Here is a 16,605-nt window from a genome sequence, read left to right as displayed (position 1 = left end):
CGCTCTTGAGGCCCTGCGCCCGAAGGTTGGCAGGGCTGTTTTGCGGCGACTTGAAATCAGTGTGCCGCCCACTCGATTTTCGAAATGTCGACACCGTCTTTGTACATGTCCCACAGCGGCGACAAGGTGCGCAGCTTGGTAACGGCCTCGCAGACTTTCTGCGCGGCGTAGTCGATTTCTTCTTCGGTGGTGAAACGACCGAAGGTGAAGCGAATCGAGCTGTGTGCCAGTTCGTCGTTGCGGCCCAGGGCGCGCAGTACGTACGAAGGCTCAAGGGAAGCCGAGGTGCAGGCCGAACCGGACGAAACCGCCAGGTCCTTGAGCGCCATGATCAGCGACTCGCCTTCAACGTAGTTGAAGCTCAGGTTCAGGTTGTGCGGTACGCGGGCGGTCATGCTGCCATTGACGTACAGCTCTTCCAGGCCTTCGACCTGTTTGAAGAAGCGGTCGCTCAAGGTCTTGATGCGTACGTTCTCAGCAGCCATGTCTTCCTTGGCTACACGGAAAGCTTCGCCCATGCCAACGATCTGGTGGGTCGCCAGGGTACCGGAGCGCATGCCACGTTCGTGACCGCCGCCATGCATGGTCGCTTCGATGCGAACACGCGGCTTGCGGCTGACGTACAGTGCGCCGATGCCTTTAGGGCCGTAGGTTTTATGGGCAGAGAACGACATCATGTCGACTTTCAGTTTCGACAGGTCGATCTCGACCTTGCCGGTGGACTGAGCGGCGTCGACGTGGAACAGGATGCCCTTGGAACGGGTCAGTTCGCCAATGGCTGCGATATCGTTGATGGTGCCGATTTCGTTGTTCACGTGCATGACCGACACCAGAATGGTGTCATCGCGCAGGGCTGCTTCGACCATCTCTGGAGTCACCAGACCATCTTCGCGAGGGTCGAGGTAGGTCACTTCGAAACCTTCACGCTCCAGTTGGCGCATGGTGTCGAGGACAGCCTTGTGCTCAATCTTGGTGGTGATCAGGTGTTTGCCTTTGGTGGAGTAGAAATGCGCCGCACCCTTGATTGCCAGGTTGTCGGACTCGGTGGCACCGGAGGTCCAGACGATTTCACGCGGGTCGGCGTTGACCAGGTCAGCGACCTGACGGCGAGCGTTCTCGACGGACTCTTCAGCTTTCCAGCCGAACACGTGGGAACGGGACGCCGGGTTACCGAAGTTTCCGTCGACCAGCAGGCATTCACTCATCTTTTGCGCGACACGCGGATCAACCGGGGTGGTCGCAGAGTAATCAAGGTAAATCGGCAATTTCATGGACTATCTCCTAAATCAGGCTGGCTGGCGTGCCGCTAGCTCTTTGGCTGTCATTCGACGGCGGACGCTTCAATCTTGTCCAGGCGTGGCGCCTTGCTGTTGCAACGACGCTGGTCCTGACGCTGGGCTACTTCTTGCACCTCACGGCGAGTTACAAGGTCAGCCAAGCTGATACCGCTCAGAAATTCGTGAATCTGCAGGCTCAGATCGCACCACAAGTGGTGGGTCAGACAGGTGTCGCCCTGATGGCAATCGCCCTGGCCCTGGCATTTGGTTGCATCGACCGATTCGTTGACCGCATCAATCACTTGGGCGACCTGGATGCCCTGCATGTCGCGGGACAGCTGGTAACCACCGCCTGGACCGCGAACACTGGACACCAGATTGCTGCGGCGCAATTTGGCAAAAAGCTGCTCGAGGTAGGACAGGGAGATGCCTTGGCGCTCGGAGATATCGGCCAGGGACACCGGCCCGTGCTGCGCGTGCAACGCCAGGTCAAGCATGGCGGTCACGGCGTATCGGCCTTTTGTAGTCAGTCGCATGGACAATTACCACGGAGTTCGGAATGGGGCGAGTATGCAATTCCCGAGTATTTAAGTCAACTATAAGACCTAGTACTTTACTCAGGTTTACCCGCAAAAGAGCGCGCGCATCATAGCAAAGGCTGACCGTGAACAGCCAGTAATTGCGCGTTATCGTTCTTCGCGAGCAAGCCCGCTCCCACATGGATTTGCGTCATGCACATCATCGAGGGCATACACAGACTCTTGTGGGAGCGGGCTTGCCCGCGATGAAGCCGACTCGGTCTAGCCGGCCTGGCTCTGATCCTTGTCCTTCACACAGGCAAAGTCTTCTTCGCGCAGTTCAGGCAGATCTTTCGCACAGTAATTGCTACCCAGGTCCTTCAGCGCCCCGCACATCCCTTCCAGTCGACCATCTACAGCCTGCAGATGATCGAGCAGCTGGTTAATGGCTCGAGCCACCGGGTCCGGCATGTCTTCACCGACACCGTAGGCATCGAAACCAATCTTCTCGGCCATGGCCTTGCGCTTGGCGTCCTGTTCTTCATTGGACTTGACGATGATCCGCCCCGGAATCCCCACCACCGTCGCCCCGGGCGGAACCGCCTTGGTGACCACGGCATTGGAACCCACCTTGGCCCCGGCACCGACAGTGAACGGGCCGAGCACCTTGGCGCCCGCCCCGACCACTACGCCGTCTTCCAGAGTCGGGTGACGCTTGCCCTTGTTCCAGCTGGTGCCGCCAAGGGTCACGCCTTGATACAGGGTGACGTCGCTGCCGATCTCGGCAGTCTCACCGATAACGATGCCCATGCCGTGGTCAATAAAGAAGCGACGACCAACTTTGGCACCCGGATGAATCTCGATCCCGGTCAACCAGCGACCGAAGTTCGACACCAGCCGCGCCAGCCATTTCCAGCCCATGCCCCACAACGCTGACGACAGGCGATGGATCCAGATGGCGTGCATGCCCGGGTAGCACGTCAGAACCTCAAAAGCATTACGCGCCGCTGGGTCACGATGGAAAACACTTTGGATATCTTCACGCAAACGCTCGAACATCATTAATCCTTCCGCTTTAGAAGCTCGCCACGGGCCGCTTTCTGGGTTTCCGTGAGGATGCCACGCAATATATTCATTTCCGCCCGGCTGACCGAGCTGCGTCCGTACAACCGGCGCAGACGCGCCATCAAGTGCCGTGGTTTTTCCGGATCGAGGAATTCGATGGCCACCAGCGTTTGCTCCAGGTGTTCATAGAATCGCTCCAGCTCATCCATGGTTGCCAGCTCACCACTTTTGGTGGACGCCACTTCATCCTTCTCGACCTTGCTCGGCTGACCTGCAGCCTCCAACCAGGACATACGCACTTCATAGCTCAACACCTGCACCGCCGCCCCAAGATTCAGCGAACTGAACTCGGGGTCTGATGGGATGTGCACGTGATAATGACATCGCTGCAGCTCTTCGTTGGTCAGGCCGGAATCTTCACGACCGAACACCAACGCGATCTCGGCACCCTGCTCCGCCTCCTCTACCACCTTCACACCGCATTCGCGGGGATCGAGCAACGGCCAGGGAATGCGACGATCACGGGCACTGGTTCCGAGCACCAGATTGCAGCCGACCAAGGCATCCTCCAGGGTGGCGACCACCTGAGCATTTTCAAGGATGTCCCCGGCGCCGGACGCACGCGCATCCGCCTCGTGGTGCGGGAACAACCGAGGCTCGACCAACACCAGCCGCGACAGCCCCATGTTCTTCATGGCGCGCGCAGCCCCGCCGATATTTCCGGGGTGGCTGGTATTGACCAGGACGACACGAATGTTTTGCAGCAAGGGAGGCGCTCTCGAACACTTTAATGGGGAGCAGAATCTTACAGCTCAACCTACCGTTAAGCTATGAAAGCGAACGTCGACCTTCACCTGTAGAAACTTTCTGATAGAATGCTCGGCTTTCTTTAACAACCTTAGGTGACACATCCATGCAGCCCATGCTGAATATCGCGCTGCGCGCCGCCCGCAGCGCCAGTGAATTGATCTTCCGCTCCATCGAGCGCCTGGATACCATCAAGGTCGACGAAAAAGACGCCAAGGATTACGTATCCGAGGTGGATCGCGCCGCCGAACAGAAAATCATCGATGCACTGCGCAAGGCCTACCCGAATCACTCGATCATGGGTGAAGAAACCGGCATGCACGCCGGTAGCGGCATCGAAGGCGAAGAATACCTGTGGATCATCGATCCGCTGGACGGCACCACCAACTTCCTGCGCGGCATCCCTCACTTCGCTGTCAGCATCGCCTGCAAATACCGCGGCCGCCTGGAACACGCTGTTGTTCTGGACCCGGTTCGCCAGGAAGAATTCACCGCCAGCCGTGGTCGCGGCGCCCAACTGAACGGTCGTCGCCTGCGCGTCAGCGGCCGCACCAGCCTGGACGGCGCCCTGCTGGGTACCGGCTTCCCGTTCCGCGATGACCAGATGGACAACCTCGACAATTACCTGGGCATGTTCCGCGCCCTGGTCGGCCAGACTGCTGGCATCCGCCGCGCTGGCTCCGCGAGCCTGGACCTGGCCTATGTGGCTGCCGGCCGTTTCGACGCTTTCTGGGAATCAGGCCTGTCCGAGTGGGACATGGCTGCAGGCGCCCTGCTGATCCAGGAAGCCGGCGGCTTGGTGAGCGACTTCACCGGCGGTCACGATTTCCTCGAGAAAGGCCACGTCGTCGCCGGCAACACCAAGTGCTTCAAGGCAGTATTGACGGCCATCCAGCCGCACCTGCCAGCTTCGCTGAAGCGCTAAGCGCTCAAGCACAAAAAGCCTAAGCACCTCAAGCAAACGCCCCGACTGGTTCGGGGCGTTTTCTTTTGTGCGGACAAAATCCCCCCAACGCCAAACAACCCATGTGGGAGCGAGCTTGCTCGCGAAGGCGGCACGTCATTCAACACATGTATCGACTGGCAATCCGTCTTCGCGAGCAAGCCCGCCCCCACAGGTTCCGCGCCTTAACTGACCTGCATTAAATGCAGCCGAAACGAAAAATGCCCCGCATCTTTCGATACGGGGCATTTTCTTGAATCGCCTGGCAGACTATGCAAACCGGCTTTTCTGCATCGGAAGCTGGACTTAAGCCAGTTTTTCCTTGATGCGAGCTGCTTTACCAGACAGGTCACGCAGGTAGTACAGCTTGGCTTTACGTACGTCACCGCGACGTTTAACGGCCATGCTGTCGATTTGCGGGCTGTAGGTCTGGAAAGTACGCTCTACGCCAACACCGTTGGAGATTTTACGAACGGTGAAAGCACTGTTTACGCCGCGGTTACGCTTGGCGATAACTACGCCTTCGAACGCTTGCAGACGCGAACGATCGCCTTCCTTCACTTTCACCTGAACGACAATGGTGTCGCCCGGGGCAAAGGTAGGGATCTCTTTGGTCATCTGCTCTGCTTCGAGTGCAAGGATGATTTTGTTAGTCATGCTGTGCTCCTAAGGTAAATCGTCGGATCTACCATCGATACGTTGTTAACTATCGTCCCGCTCGCGGATGTATTCCTCGAGCAGCTTCTTCTCTTCTCCAGAAAGCGAGCGGCTTTCCAGAAGATCGGCGCGTCGTTCATAGGTCCGACCAAGGGACTGCTGTAAACGCCAACGCCGGATGTGCGCGTGATTGCCACTTAGCAATACGTCGGGAACACGCTGATCCGCATACACCTCCGGTCGGGTGTAGTGCGGGCAATCCAGCAAACCATCCGTAAAGGAATCTTCCTCGGCGGAGTCCGCATGCCCTAAAGCTCCAGGCAGCAGTCGTGTAACCGCATCGATCAGGACCATCGCCGGCAGCTCGCCGCCAGACAGTACATAGTCGCCAATCGACCACTCTTCATCGACATGAGCATCAATAAAACGCTCGTCAATGCCTTCATAGCGACCGGCAATCAGGATCAATGCGTCCAGATTCGCCAACTCGCGTACCGCCGACTGAGTCAGTTGACGGCCTTGGGGGGACAGGTAAATTACCTTCGCCGCCTCCCCGGCTGCTGCCTTGGCCTGAACCAGAGCATCTTCCAGGGGCTTGATCTTCATCACCATGCCCGGACCACCGCCAAATGGGCGATCGTCCACAGTGTGATGTCGATCCGTCGTGTAGTCTCGCGGATTCCAACAGGTAAGCTGCAACAGCCCCTGTTTCACCGCACGACTGGTGATGCCGTACTCGCTGATGGCGGAGAACATCTCGGGAAACAAACTGATCACTTCTACGCGCAGGTTAGCCACGTTTAGAAGTCCGCATCCCATTCCACCTTCATCTCGCCTGCGGCAAGGTCGACAGCCAACACGCATTGCTCCGTATAGGGCAACAGGCGTTCGCGATCATCCAGGCTGCCAGCGCAAGGCTTGACCACCATTACATCATTGGCGCCGGTTTCCAGAAGATGATCGATTTTCCCGAGCAATTGCCCGAGTTGATCAATAACCTTCAGACCTTCCAGCTGGTACCAGTAGTACTCGCCATCGGTCAATTCAGGGAACAGGTTGCGCGGCACACAGATCTCATAACCAGCCAGAAGACGTGCTTCTTCACGATCATCAAGACCCTTGAGCTTTGCGACCAGGAACTTGTCGTTCCCACGTCCGCTGACCAGCTCGACCTGTTTCACATTGCCTTCGCGCTTGAGCGTCCAGGTTTTGTACTGCAACAGATTTTCAGTCGGATCAGTAAAGGAATACACCTTCACTTCGCCGCGAACGCCATGAACAGAATAAATTTTGCCAATAACGATCAAATCATCGGCAACAGCTGGCGTCGCGTTCATATTGCTCAGGCCGCAGCCTTAGCAGATTCCTTCAACAACTGAGCAACGCGCTCAGAAGGTTGTGCACCAACGCTCAGCCAGTAGGCTACGCGCTCTTGGTTCACGGACAGACGAACTTCTTGACCACGAGCAACAGGGTTGAAGAAACCAACCTGTTCCTTGTGCGAACCGTCGCGCGGGTTGCGGCTGTCGGTTACGGTCAAGTGGTAAAACGGGCGCTTTTTGGAGCCGCCAAGGGCAAGACGGATTGTTAGCATGTGAACATCGTTCCTGTAGTCGGTGCTGCAAATCTAAAGGCACAGCGGGCATAGGTGCCCGAAAGGCCGCATATTCTAAGGAATATCCGGACTTTTGCAAATGTCTTTTTCCGGCGGCCTATCGGTCGCCATCCAGATTTGCTATAGAGCCATCGTTGAAGATGGCCAGTCAGCTCCCGCCAAGTGCGGGTTTGCTGGAGATCCCACGTCCATGTGGGCAGCGCCGACATGACTGCCGGCGCGAATCTTTTACATTTTCGGCATGCCGCCGCCGGGCAACATACCGCCCATGCCGCGCATCATTTTGGCCATTCCGCCTTTCGCGGAGAATTTCTTCATCATTTTCTGCATCTGCTTGTGCTGCTTGATCAAGCGACCGATGTCCTGCACCTGAGTGCCGGACCCCATGGCGATCCGACGTTTGCGCGAACCGCTGATCAGCTCAGGGTCGCGGCGCTCGGCCGGGGTCATGGAATTGATGATGGCTTCCATCTGTTTGAATTGCTTCTCTGCCGCGCCCTGGGCGTTGCCCATTTGCGCCAGGTTCACGCCGCCCATGTTCGGCAGCTTGTCCATGAGGCCGCCAAGGCCGCCCATGTTTTTCATCTGTTGCAGCTGATCGCGGAAGTCTTCGAGATCGAAGCCCTTGCCTTTCTTCAGCTTCTTGGCCAGTTTATCGGCCTTGTCTTTATCGAGGGTCTGTTCGGCCTGCTCGATCAGACTGAGCACGTCGCCCATGCCGAGGATGCGCGAAGCAATACGCTCAGGGTGGAACGGCTCGAGCGCTTCGCTCTTCTCGCCCATACCGATGAACTTGATCGGCTTGCCGGTGATGGCACGTACCGACAGCGCGGCACCGCCACGGGCGTCGCCGTCGACCTTGGTCAGGATCACACCGGTCAGCGGCAGCGCATCACCGAAGGCCTTGGCCGTGTTGGCGGCGTCCTGGCCGGTCATGGCATCGACCACGAACAGGGTTTCGACCGGATTGATCGCGGCATGCAACGCCTTGATCTCGCCCATCATCTCTTCGTCGATGTGCAGACGGCCTGCGGTATCGACGATGACCACGTCGATGAATTTCAGTTTGGCTTCTTTAATAGCCGCTTGCGCGATGTCGACCGGCTTCTGGCTCAGGTCGGACGGGAAGAACGTCACGCCGATGTCGTTGGCCAGGGTTTCCAGCTGCTTGATCGCCGCCGGACGGTAAACGTCGGCGGACACGACCATGACCGACTTCTTCTTGCGCTCTTTAAGGAAGCGCGCGAGTTTACCGGCGGTGGTGGTTTTACCCGCACCCTGCAAACCGGCCATCAACACGACCGCAGGAGGAACGGCACTCAGGTTCAAGTCTTCGTTGGCCACGCCCATCAGGCTTTCGAGTTCGGCCTGGACGATTTTCACGAAGGCCTGGCCCGGCGTCAGGCTGCGTGACACCTCGGTGCCAACAGCGCGCTCCTTGACCGAATTGACGAAGTCTTTGACCACCGGCAAGGCGACGTCGGCTTCGAGCAATGCCATGCGCACTTCGCGCAGGGTGTCTTTGATGTTGTCCTCGGTCAGCTTGGCCTTGCCGGTGACATGGCGCAGCGTCTGCGAGAGACGGTCGGTTAAGTTTTCAAACATTGCGCGATCCTTTCAGGCCCTGTGTAGACCGGGATAATGGCGGCCCAGACCGGAATAAACATGTGCTCGGCGAGCCTGCGGCATGGGCAGGTCGCGGATTATAGCGAAGACTGCGTCTGGCGGACACCTCGCCGTCAGGTTGCATGGTCTTTCGTGCTGTGTGGGTTCTATGCCAAACTCAGCGCCTTTCGGGCTTGCCTAACAGGATTTATGCTCCCCTTGTCACCCAGTTTGCTCACCACCCTCGCCGCCGCCTGCCTATATGCCGCTGCGACTATCTATCAAGGCACTCGTCTGGCCACCGGCGCCAAGGCGAACAAGCGCCTGCTGGTCACGCTCGGTGTGCTGGCCGTGCTGGCCCACAGCGTCAGCCTGACCACCTACCTGCTGACACCGATCGGCCTGGCCCTGGACTTCTTCAGCGCTGCCAGCCTGATTGCCGCGGCAGTCATCGCCCTGACCCTGCTGGCCTGCTCGCGGATTCCGGTGGAAAACCTGCTGCTATTGCTATTCCCGCTGGGCGCCGCAACCGTGCTGCTGGCACAGTTCGCCCCCGCCGGTACGGTGCAGATCATTGACGAAGAGCCAGGCATTCTCGCCCATATCCTCTTGTCGATCCTCGCTTACGGCATGTTCACCATCGCGGTGTTCCAGGCCTTGCTGCTGCTGGTTCAGGACCATCAGCTCAAGCACAAGCATCCGTCCGGGCTGATCAAGAACTTCCCGCCACTGCAAACCATGGAAAGCCTTCTGTTCGGTTTCCTCTGGGCCGGCTGGAGTCTGCTGTCGTTGTCGCTAGCCTCCGGTTGGCTGTTCGTCGAGAATCTGTTCGCCCAGCACCTGGTGCATAAAACTCTATTAGCGTGCCTGGCCTGGATCGTGTTCAGCGTGCTGCTATGGGGTCGCAACCGCCTCGGCTGGCGCGGACACAAAGCCATCCGCTGGACCCTTGCCGGTTTCTGCCTGCTGATGCTGGCGTATTTCGGCAGCAAGCTGGTCCGCGAATACATTCTGCATATCTGACGGGCGGCATTAATGGACAACTTGCCCATAGGGCCGATGCTCGCGGTGCTGGCGCTGCTGATTTTGTGGTCAGGGCTGTTTACCGCCATCGAAAGTGCACAACAACAGTTGCTGGCTCAGCGCAAGGCCTCGCGCTCAAGCGACAAACCGCTGGCCAAACTGAACTTCCCACTTAATAGCCTTATCCTCTGCAACACCCTGTGCCGCGCGCTGGTGGTGATCATCAGCACCTTGCTGGCGATTTTCACCTGGGCGCAAAACGGCCCATGGATTGCCTGCCTGGGTGCCAGCGCGGTGTTGCTGGTGTTCGCCGACTACCTGCCACGCACCTTTGCCGTGCGCTATCCGGATGCTGTCCTGGCCCTGGGCAACACATTGCTCGGCATACCGTTGAAGATCGTCTACCCGGCCGCCTGGCTGCTCAATGGCATCAGCCAACTGCTGATGCGGCCATTCGCCCGCAAGGTCAGCGTGGTGCAACAAAGCGAAGACGAGGCACCGGCAGATCGGCACGACGATCACGAACACGCAGCCTATCGCCCGCTGTCAGGTATCCACGCGCTGGATAACATCACGGTCAACGATATTCTGGTGCCCCGCAGTGATGTCGACGGGATCAACCTGGACGACTCCCTCGAAGAAATCATCGAGCAACTGCGCCACAACAGGCGCACCCGCCTGCCGGTATTCCACAGCGACATCAACCAGGTCGAAGCGGTGCTCAACACCCGGCAGATCCGCCATTTGCTGGCGGATTCAAGCTTGACCCGGGAAGCGTTGCAGGCAGCCAGCCACGAACCGTACTTCGTACCGGAAAGCACGCCGTTGCAGCTGCAATTGCTGAACTTCCACAAGCAGCAGCGGCGTTTGGGCATGGTGGTCGACGAATACGGCGAAGTGCTGGGCATCGTGACCCTGGAAGACATTCTCGAAGAAATCGTCGGCGAGTTCGAAAGCCAGCACAGCCTGGATAACCCGCATATCCACCCGCAGGCCGATGGCCGACTGGTGATTGACGGTGCAGCGTCCATCCGAGACCTGAACAAAAGCCTCGGCTGGCACCTGCCCAGCGACGGTCCGAAAACCCTCAACGGATTGGTGACCGAGGCGCTGGAGACGATTCCGGACAGTGCGGTTTGCCTGAAGATCGGGCGTTATCGGCTGGAGATTCTGGAGACGGAAGAGAATCGGGTCACACGCGTGCTGATCTGGCATACCAGCTCAGTGCCTGCCCTTTCCAAAATCTGACACGATCCCTTGTGGTAAAGGGGCTTGCCTGTGGCGAGGGAGCTTGCTCCCGCTGGACTGCGAAGCAGGCCCGATCACAGACAGCGCGATTATCCTGAAAGAATGTATTCAGCCGTTTGCGGCCGCTACGCGCCCGAGCGGGAGCAAGCTCCCTCGCCAGAAGAGCCATCGTATCCTCCAAGCCGCTTGTTGAATCATTAGCCGCCTTCCTATAATCGAGCCGCTTACCCAAGCCCTGCCCCACTCCAGTGCTACCCGCACTCTGCGTTAAACCCACATCCCTGGGTGTTCTACCATAATAATTCGCTCCACTGGGGCACATGACTGTCAGGGATAACCGCATGACGACCGGCACGACTTATAGCGACACCACGGCTGCCCAACCCACGAACTCCGCCACCCGCGTGGCCACCGCGAGTTTCATCGGCACGGCCATCGAGTTCTACGACTTCTACGTCTATGCCACTGCGGCAGCGCTGGTGATCGGGCCGGTGTTCTTTCCGCAATCCTCCGGCACCGCCCAGATGTTGTCGGCGTTCCTCACCTTCGGTATCGCCTTCCTTGCACGGCCACTGGGTTCGGCGTTGTTCGGTCATTTCGGTGACCGCATCGGACGAAAATCGACGCTGGTCGCCTCCCTGCTGCTGATGGGCGTGTGTACCACGCTGATCGGCGTGCTGCCCGGTTACGACAGCATTGGCGCCTGGGCGCCGATCCTGCTTTGCATACTGCGCTTCGGCCAGGGTCTTGGGCTGGGCGGCGAGTGGGGTGGCGCCGCATTGCTGGCCACGGAGAACGCGCCCAAAGGCAAGCGCGCCTGGTTCGGCATGTTCCCGCAACTCGGCCCTTCAATCGGGTTTCTGGCGGCCAACGGTCTGTTCCTGATCCTGGCCATGAGCCTGGATGACGAGCAGTTCCGTTCGTGGGGCTGGCGGATTCCGTTCCTGCTCAGTGCTGCGCTGGTGATAGTGGGCTTGTACGTACGCCTCAAGCTCCACGAAACCCCGGTGTTCGCCAACGCCATGGCCCGCCAGGAGCGAGTGAAGATCCCTCTGTTCGAGCTGTTCAGCCAATACTGGGCGCCGATGCTGCTCGGTGCCGGGTCGATGGTGGTGTGTTACGCGCTGTTCTACATCTCGACCGTATTTTCACTGAGTTACGGCGTCTCGACGCTCGGCTACACCCGCGAAACCTTCCTCGGCCTGTTGTGTTTCGCCGTGCTGTTCATGGCGGCCGCAACACCACTGTCGGCCTGGGCCAGTGATCGTTTCGGGCGTAAACCGGTGCTGATCATCGGTGGCGTGCTGGCGGTTCTGTCCGGATTCTTGATGGAGCCGCTGCTGACCCAAGGCTCGACCTGGGGCGTGGCGCTGTTCCTGTGCATCGAACTGTTTCTGATGGGCGTGACGTTTGCGCCGATGGGCGCCCTGCTGCCAGAGCTGTTTCCGACCCACGTGCGCTATACCGGCGCATCAGCGGCCTACAACCTGGGAGGGATTGTCGGAGCCTCGGCGGCGCCGTTCTTTGCGCAAAAACTGGTGGCGATGGGCGGTTTGAGTTATGTCGGCGGGTATGTGTCAGGGGCGGCGGTGCTGAGCTTGATCGCGGTGCTGTGCCTGAAGGAGACGCGGCATAACGATTTGAATCGGGTTGCCTGAAGCCAAAAGCTTCGCGGGCAAGCCTCGCTCCTACGAGTCATTTGTCGAACGCATTACTGTCGTTTGACGCGACCCCTGTAGGAGCGAGGCTTGCCCGCGAATGCCGCGTCTCGGTTTACAGCTCTACAACAACAGCCTGAGAAGCACGGGTCGCTTTCGCACGAGCCGCTTCAATCGATTCATCACGCGCCAACGCCACACCCATTCGACGCTGGCCATTGACCTCAGGCTTGCCGAACAGACGCAACGCGGTATCCGGCTCGCTCAGCGCAGCACCCAGGTTGGCGAAAGCAGTCTGAGTCGACTGCCCTTCCACCAGAATCACCGCCGAAGCCGAAGGCCCGAACTGACGGATCAATGGAATCGGCAAGCCCAGGATCGCCCGTGCGTGCAGCGCGAACTGCGACAGGTCCTGAGAAATCAGGGTCACCAGACCGGTGTCATGCGGGCGCGGCGAGACTTCGCTGAACCAGACCTGATCACCCTTGATGAACAACTCGACGCCAAACAGACCACGGCCACCCAGGGCTTCGGTCACGGCTTTGGCAACGCGCTCGGATTCAGCCAGGGCAACCGGGCTCATGGCTTGTGGCTGCCAGGATTCCTGGTAGTCGCCCTTCTCCTGACGGTGGCCCACTGGCGCGCAGAACGTAGTGCCGCCAACGTGACGCACAGTCAGCAGGGTGATTTCGTAATCGAAGTCGATGAAGCCTTCGATGATCACGCGACCTTTACCGGCGCGGCCACCCTCTTGAGCATAATCCCAGGCCTTCTGCACGTCATCGACGCTGCGCAGCAGGCTCTGGCCTTTGCCCGAGGAACTCATGACCGGCTTGACCACGCATGGGAAACCGAGGTTTTCGACGGCTTTGCTGTAGTCTTCGAAGGTATCGGCGAAGTGGTACGGCGAGGTCGGCAGGTCGAGCTCTTCAGCGGCCAGGCGACGGATACCTTCGCGGTTCATGGTCAGCTGCGCGGCGCGAGCGGTCGGAATCACGGTGAAGCCTTCGGATTCCAGCTCCACCAGGGTCGCGGTGGCGATGGCTTCGATTTCCGGCACGATGAAGTGCGGTTTCTCGGCTTCGATCACCGCCCTCAGGGCGGCGCCGTCGAGCATGTTGATCACATGGCTGCGATGGGCGATTTGCATGGCCGGCGCGTTGGCGTAACGATCCACGGCAATCACTTCAACGCCCAGGCGTTGCAGCTCGATCACCACTTCCTTGCCCAACTCACCACAGCCACACAGCAATACGCGGGTCGCGGTTGGCGACAATGGAGTTCCGATACGGGTCATCTCAGGTCCTCAAGAAGCGGATCATCGAGGGAAGCACGCTTCCCATGGGGAGAAAGCGCGGCATTTTACATGAACCTGAGGGTTTCGCTTCAGCTGGCGACGGCCTGATTTCGCAAGCGCCAGGCCATGATCAGCCAAACGGCCGTCACACCGGCGAACTTCGAACCCAGTGCGGTAAGGATCACGCCCGGTGTGAGCGCATCGATCATGCCGAAGAAGATGAAGGTGTCCAGCGGGATGCTCAGGGCCGAACTTATCCACAGACGATCATGCAACGGACGCTTGGTGATGCTGAACACCAGCCAGTCGATGCACTCGGACACCGCGAACGCCGTGGCACTGGCGAGGGCAATAGACGGGTCGGAGGTGACGTAGGACAGCACCAGCGCCACCAGCATCGCCGCGATCGCGCCGTGGCCGAAGCGGGTTTGCACCATGTCGCGCAGCACGAACACCAGACCACCCCAAGCCGACCAGATGATGTCCAGGTGCGGGGCGGTGGAAAAAGCATAATTGATCAGCACGACGCTGCTGATGTAGGCGATCAGGAAGAGCATGGGCGTGGGGATACCTGTCAATTTGGTGCACAGGGTACTTCATCTCCAGCGCACAGATCACCTGTGGCGAGGGAGCTTGCTCCCGCTGGGTTGCGAAGCGGCCCTGAAATCAGCGGATGCGGTGCGTCAGATAGAACGTAGTCGGTTTGGGGGCTGCTTCGCAGCCCAGCGGGAGCAAGCTCCCTCGCCACAAAAACGCCAAACGACTCAGGATTTGGATTTGGAAGGCAACATCCAAACCAACCCACTCGACTTCGCCCGCTCATGGCACAACCCCAACACCTTGCGCCGCTCTGCGTTGTCCATCCGGCTCCAGCGGGTGATTTCTCCCACCGTGCGCTGACACCCGGTGCAAATGTCATCTTCATCCAGCGCACAAATGTTCACGCACGGCGACGGGACAGGTCGTTCAGTGGCACTCATTCTTCCTGCTCGACCAGATCGCGGGCATAACGCTGCGAGTTGTGCACATAGTGGGCGGCGCTGGCTTCGAGCATCTTCTTTTGCGGCTCGGTCAATTCGCGTACCACCTTGCCCGGTGAGCCCATGACCAGCGAACCATCAGGAATCTCCTTGCCTTCGCCGATCAGTGAGTTGGCGCCGATGATGCAGTTCTTGCCGATTTTCGCGCCGTTGAGGATTACCGCGTTGATGCCGATCAAGCTGTAATCGCCCACCGTACAGCCGTGGAGCATGGCGTTGTGGCCAATGGTCACGCCGGTGCCGATGGTCAGCGGGTAGCCCATGTCGGTGTGCATTACGGTACCGTCCTGAACGTTGCTGTTCTTGCCGATCAGGATCAATTCGTTGTCGCCACGCAACACGGCGTTGAACCAGACGTTGGCACCCTCTTCCAGTTTGACCTTGCCCACCAGTACGGCATTGGGTGCGACCCAGCTCTGCGGATGGGTGTCGACGCGGGCGTCGCCCAGGCGATATTTCATCTTATTGTCCTCAAGGGCTCAGGCAGCCGCGAATTAACGCCATACAAACGATGGCTTCAGGTGTTGATAAAACTCTTGGGCGGCTGATGCAGGCTGATTTTCGCGTCATAGAGCAGGTTGATCAACTCGACGATCATGATCGCCGTCAGCCCCCAGATCTTGTATTCGCCATAACGGTAGCTCGGCACGTACCAACTGTGGCCCTGATAGTCGATGCGGTGGGTGTGCTCTCGCGGGTCCTTGCGGAAGAACTCCAGCGGCACGCTGAACACCGCGGCGATCTCGGCATCGTTGGCCCGGTATTCGACGAAATCCGGAATCACGCCGACATAGGGCGTGACCTTGATGCCGTGCAGGGAGATCAGAGGGCTCAGTGGGCCGACCACTTCGACCAGCCCCGGTGGCAGGCCGATTTCTTCTTCGGCTTCGCGCAGGGCGGTAAAAATCAGGTCAGGGTCTTCGGGGTCGCGTCGACCGCCGGGGAAGGCAACTTCGCCGCCATGGGTCGAGAGCCCGCTGGCGCGAAGGGTCAGGACCAATTCCGGTTCGTCACTGCGCGTGATAGGCACCAATACCGCGGCTTCGGGGAAACGCAGGTCGGTTTCCAGCGTACGCGGCGTGTGATTGCTTACCCGGTGCAGTAGCTCGTCCAGCATGAGTCTTCTCGATCTGTGCCTTACCCTGCATCATGCACCAATCGCACCGGCCGCCCAAGCCCCGAACAGCCTCATGTCGCGAAACGACAACTTGCCGACCGACACCGCTGCACGCCAAGATAGGCGCAGCATTCAGGAACCCAAGCATGAAATTTTGCAGCCAATGCGGCAACCCGGTAACCCAGCGCATTCCCGAAGGCGATTCGCGCCTGCGTTTTGTCTGCGACAGCTGTCATACCATCCATTACCAGAACCCCAATATTGTCGCCGGTTGCGTGCCGACCTGGGGTTCGAAGGTGTTGCTGTGCCGTCGCGCCATCGAGCCACGGCTCGGTTACTGGACCCTGCCCGCCGGCTTCATGGAAAACGGTGAGACCATCGAACAGGCCGCCATTCGCGAGACCGCCGAAGAAGCCTGTGCCCGGGTGCGCAACCTGAGTATCTATACGCTGATCGACGTGCCGCACATCAGCCAGGTGCATGTGTTCTTTCGCGCCGAGCTGGTGGACCTGGATTTTTCCGCGGGCCCCGAGAGCCTGGAAGTGCAACTGTTCGAAGAAGCCGACATCCCTTGGGGCGAACTGGCTTTCCGCACGGTGGGGCGTACCTTAGAATACTTCTTCGCTGACCGGCGGACCGAGGTCTACCCCGTGCGATCCGAATCGATCCCGCCGCTGGTCCAACCTGCCATCATTTAACGCGCCTACACATAAAAGCATCTATAAAATTAATAAT

The 16,605-nt window shown here is 59.0% G+C and carries 19 protein-coding genes; 5 read left to right on the top strand and 14 right to left on the bottom strand.

The annotated features are described in order from the left end of the window. Window positions 1–56: 56 nt before the first annotated feature. The 4 genes from ACA044_RS05305 to trmJ form a co-directional block, all read right to left on the bottom strand. Complete coding sequence (locus tag ACA044_RS05305; RefSeq protein WP_497445451.1) at window positions 57–1,271, bottom strand: IscS subfamily cysteine desulfurase; 1,215 nt, start codon at window positions 1,269–1,271, stop codon at window positions 57–59. 50 nt (window positions 1,272–1,321) lie between these two features. Beyond that, window positions 1,322–1,813 carry a Fe-S cluster assembly transcriptional regulator IscR gene (gene iscR / locus ACA044_RS05300; protein WP_007903581.1) on the bottom strand — a complete coding sequence of 164 codons (492 nt, stop codon included), beginning with the start codon at window positions 1,811–1,813 and terminating at the stop codon, window positions 1,322–1,324. 264 nt (window positions 1,814–2,077) lie between these two features. Beyond that, the gene (cysE, locus tag ACA044_RS05295) at window positions 2,078–2,854 is read right to left on the bottom strand and encodes a serine O-acetyltransferase (RefSeq protein ID WP_497447167.1); all 777 of its coding nucleotides are present in this window, start codon (window positions 2,852–2,854) and stop codon (window positions 2,078–2,080) included. 2 nt (window positions 2,855–2,856) lie between these two features. Next, window positions 2,857–3,627 (bottom strand): tRNA (cytosine(32)/uridine(32)-2'-O)-methyltransferase TrmJ, encoded by a 771-nt coding sequence (trmJ, locus tag ACA044_RS05290; RefSeq protein ID WP_497445450.1) that lies wholly within the window; start codon window positions 3,625–3,627, stop codon window positions 2,857–2,859. Between the two features lie 146 nt (window positions 3,628–3,773). Here trmJ and suhB point away from each other — a divergent pair, with 146 nt between their 5' ends. After that, the gene (gene suhB / locus ACA044_RS05285; protein ID WP_085709393.1) at window positions 3,774–4,592 is read left to right on the top strand and encodes a type III secretion system regulator SuhB; all 819 of its coding nucleotides are present in this window, start codon (window positions 3,774–3,776) and stop codon (window positions 4,590–4,592) included. A gap of 324 nt (window positions 4,593–4,916) precedes the next feature. On the opposite strand, the gene rplS is transcribed toward suhB, so the two are convergent. The 5 genes from rplS to ffh form a co-directional block, all read right to left on the bottom strand. Next, window positions 4,917–5,267: a 50S ribosomal protein L19 gene (gene rplS, locus ACA044_RS05280; protein WP_003175895.1), complete on the bottom strand. Its 351-nt coding sequence runs from the start codon at window positions 5,265–5,267 to the stop codon at window positions 4,917–4,919. Window positions 5,268–5,312: 45 nt separating this feature from the next. Continuing rightward, a complete protein-coding gene (gene trmD, locus ACA044_RS05275) occupies window positions 5,313–6,086 on the bottom strand; it encodes a tRNA (guanosine(37)-N1)-methyltransferase TrmD (protein WP_172901170.1) in 774 nt (257 codons plus the stop codon). Continuing rightward, on the bottom strand, window positions 6,068–6,604 hold the full coding sequence (rimM, locus tag ACA044_RS05270) for a ribosome maturation factor RimM (RefSeq protein WP_008014731.1): 537 nt from the start codon (window positions 6,602–6,604) through the stop codon (window positions 6,068–6,070). The genes trmD and rimM overlap by 19 nt, the downstream gene beginning before the upstream one ends. A 5-nt stretch (window positions 6,605–6,609) precedes the next feature. Further along, on the bottom strand, window positions 6,610–6,861 hold the full coding sequence (gene rpsP / locus ACA044_RS05265; RefSeq protein WP_003198088.1) for a 30S ribosomal protein S16: 252 nt from the start codon (window positions 6,859–6,861) through the stop codon (window positions 6,610–6,612). 249 nt (window positions 6,862–7,110) lie between these two features. Next, the gene (ffh, locus tag ACA044_RS05260; protein ID WP_497445449.1) at window positions 7,111–8,487 is read right to left on the bottom strand and encodes a signal recognition particle protein; all 1,377 of its coding nucleotides are present in this window, start codon (window positions 8,485–8,487) and stop codon (window positions 7,111–7,113) included. Between the two features lie 210 nt (window positions 8,488–8,697). Between ffh and ACA044_RS05255 the strand changes: the two genes are divergently transcribed. The 3 genes from ACA044_RS05255 (at window position 8,698) to ACA044_RS05245 (ending at window position 12,416) form a co-directional block, all read left to right on the top strand. Beyond that, complete coding sequence (locus ACA044_RS05255; RefSeq protein ID WP_497445448.1) at window positions 8,698–9,510, top strand: cytochrome C assembly family protein; 813 nt, start codon at window positions 8,698–8,700, stop codon at window positions 9,508–9,510. Window positions 9,511–9,522: 12 nt separating this feature from the next. Next, the gene (locus ACA044_RS05250) at window positions 9,523–10,758 is read left to right on the top strand and encodes an HlyC/CorC family transporter (protein WP_497445447.1); all 1,236 of its coding nucleotides are present in this window, start codon (window positions 9,523–9,525) and stop codon (window positions 10,756–10,758) included. A 341-nt stretch (window positions 10,759–11,099) separates the two neighbouring features. Beyond that, window positions 11,100–12,416 (top strand): MFS transporter, encoded by a 1,317-nt coding sequence (locus ACA044_RS05245; protein WP_497445446.1) that lies wholly within the window; start codon window positions 11,100–11,102, stop codon window positions 12,414–12,416. A gap of 115 nt (window positions 12,417–12,531) precedes the next feature. On the opposite strand, the gene purT is transcribed toward ACA044_RS05245, so the two are convergent. The 5 genes from purT to ACA044_RS05220 all read right to left on the bottom strand — a co-directional run bounded on the left by purT (window position 12,532) and on the right by ACA044_RS05220 (window position 15,870). Continuing rightward, window positions 12,532–13,713 (bottom strand): formate-dependent phosphoribosylglycinamide formyltransferase, encoded by a 1,182-nt coding sequence (purT, locus tag ACA044_RS05240; protein WP_497445445.1) that lies wholly within the window; start codon window positions 13,711–13,713, stop codon window positions 12,532–12,534. Between the two features lie 89 nt (window positions 13,714–13,802). After that, window positions 13,803–14,270, bottom strand: a complete 468-nt coding sequence (locus tag ACA044_RS05235) for a preQ0 transporter (RefSeq protein ID WP_497445444.1) — start codon at window positions 14,268–14,270, stop codon at window positions 13,803–13,805. Between the two features lie 207 nt (window positions 14,271–14,477). Then, the gene (locus tag ACA044_RS05230; protein WP_497445443.1) at window positions 14,478–14,693 is read right to left on the bottom strand and encodes a DUF1289 domain-containing protein; all 216 of its coding nucleotides are present in this window, start codon (window positions 14,691–14,693) and stop codon (window positions 14,478–14,480) included. Continuing rightward, entirely contained in the window at window positions 14,690–15,214 is a 525-nt protein-coding gene (locus ACA044_RS05225) for a gamma carbonic anhydrase family protein (protein ID WP_003221962.1), read from the bottom strand. The genes ACA044_RS05230 and ACA044_RS05225 overlap by 4 nt, the downstream gene beginning before the upstream one ends. Window positions 15,215–15,270: 56 nt before the next feature. Continuing rightward, entirely contained in the window at window positions 15,271–15,870 is a 600-nt protein-coding gene (locus tag ACA044_RS05220; protein WP_497445442.1) for a CoA pyrophosphatase, read from the bottom strand. A 146-nt stretch (window positions 15,871–16,016) separates the two neighbouring features. Here ACA044_RS05220 and ACA044_RS05215 point away from each other — a divergent pair, with 146 nt between their 5' ends. Next, entirely contained in the window at window positions 16,017–16,568 is a 552-nt protein-coding gene (locus ACA044_RS05215) for an NUDIX hydrolase (RefSeq protein WP_052966545.1), read from the top strand. The last annotated feature ends 37 nt before the right edge of the window (window positions 16,569–16,605 follow it).

It is taken from the genome of Pseudomonas sp. LBUM1673 (assembly GCF_059695645.1).
This window is presented reverse-complemented; position numbering and strand designations above follow the sequence as displayed.

Coding starts and splice junctions, on each gene's coding strand:
- ACA044_RS05305 (WP_497445451.1), bottom strand. CDS start 1,271: ATGAAATTGCCGATTTACCTTGATTACTCTGCGACCACCCCGGTTGAT.
- iscR (WP_007903581.1), bottom strand. CDS start 1,813: ATGCGACTGACTACAAAAGGCCGATACGCCGTGACCGCCATGCTTGAC.
- cysE (WP_497447167.1), bottom strand. CDS start 2,854: ATGTTCGAGCGTTTGCGTGAAGATATCCAAAGTGTTTTCCATCGTGAC.
- suhB (WP_085709393.1), top strand. CDS start 3,774: ATGCAGCCCATGCTGAATATCGCGCTGCGCGCCGCCCGCAGCGCCAGT.
- rplS (WP_003175895.1), bottom strand. CDS start 5,267: ATGACTAACAAAATCATCCTTGCACTCGAAGCAGAGCAGATGACCAAA.
- trmD (WP_172901170.1), bottom strand. CDS start 6,086: ATGGGATGCGGACTTCTAAACGTGGCTAACCTGCGCGTAGAAGTGATC.
- rimM (WP_008014731.1), bottom strand. CDS start 6,604: ATGAACGCGACGCCAGCTGTTGCCGATGATTTGATCGTTATTGGCAAA.
- rpsP (WP_003198088.1), bottom strand. CDS start 6,861: ATGCTAACAATCCGTCTTGCCCTTGGCGGCTCCAAAAAGCGCCCGTTT.
- ffh (WP_497445449.1), bottom strand. CDS start 8,487: ATGTTTGAAAACTTAACCGACCGTCTCTCGCAGACGCTGCGCCATGTC.
- ACA044_RS05255 (WP_497445448.1), top strand. CDS start 8,698: ATGCTCCCCTTGTCACCCAGTTTGCTCACCACCCTCGCCGCCGCCTGC.
- ACA044_RS05250 (WP_497445447.1), top strand. CDS start 9,523: ATGGACAACTTGCCCATAGGGCCGATGCTCGCGGTGCTGGCGCTGCTG.
- ACA044_RS05245 (WP_497445446.1), top strand. CDS start 11,100: ATGACGACCGGCACGACTTATAGCGACACCACGGCTGCCCAACCCACG.
- purT (WP_497445445.1), bottom strand. CDS start 13,713: ATGACCCGTATCGGAACTCCATTGTCGCCAACCGCGACCCGCGTATTG.
- ACA044_RS05235 (WP_497445444.1), bottom strand. CDS start 14,270: ATGCTCTTCCTGATCGCCTACATCAGCAGCGTCGTGCTGATCAATTAT.
- ACA044_RS05230 (WP_497445443.1), bottom strand. CDS start 14,693: ATGAGTGCCACTGAACGACCTGTCCCGTCGCCGTGCGTGAACATTTGT.
- ACA044_RS05225 (WP_003221962.1), bottom strand. CDS start 15,214: ATGAAATATCGCCTGGGCGACGCCCGCGTCGACACCCATCCGCAGAGC.
- ACA044_RS05220 (WP_497445442.1), bottom strand. CDS start 15,870: ATGCTGGACGAGCTACTGCACCGGGTAAGCAATCACACGCCGCGTACG.
- ACA044_RS05215 (WP_052966545.1), top strand. CDS start 16,017: ATGAAATTTTGCAGCCAATGCGGCAACCCGGTAACCCAGCGCATTCCC.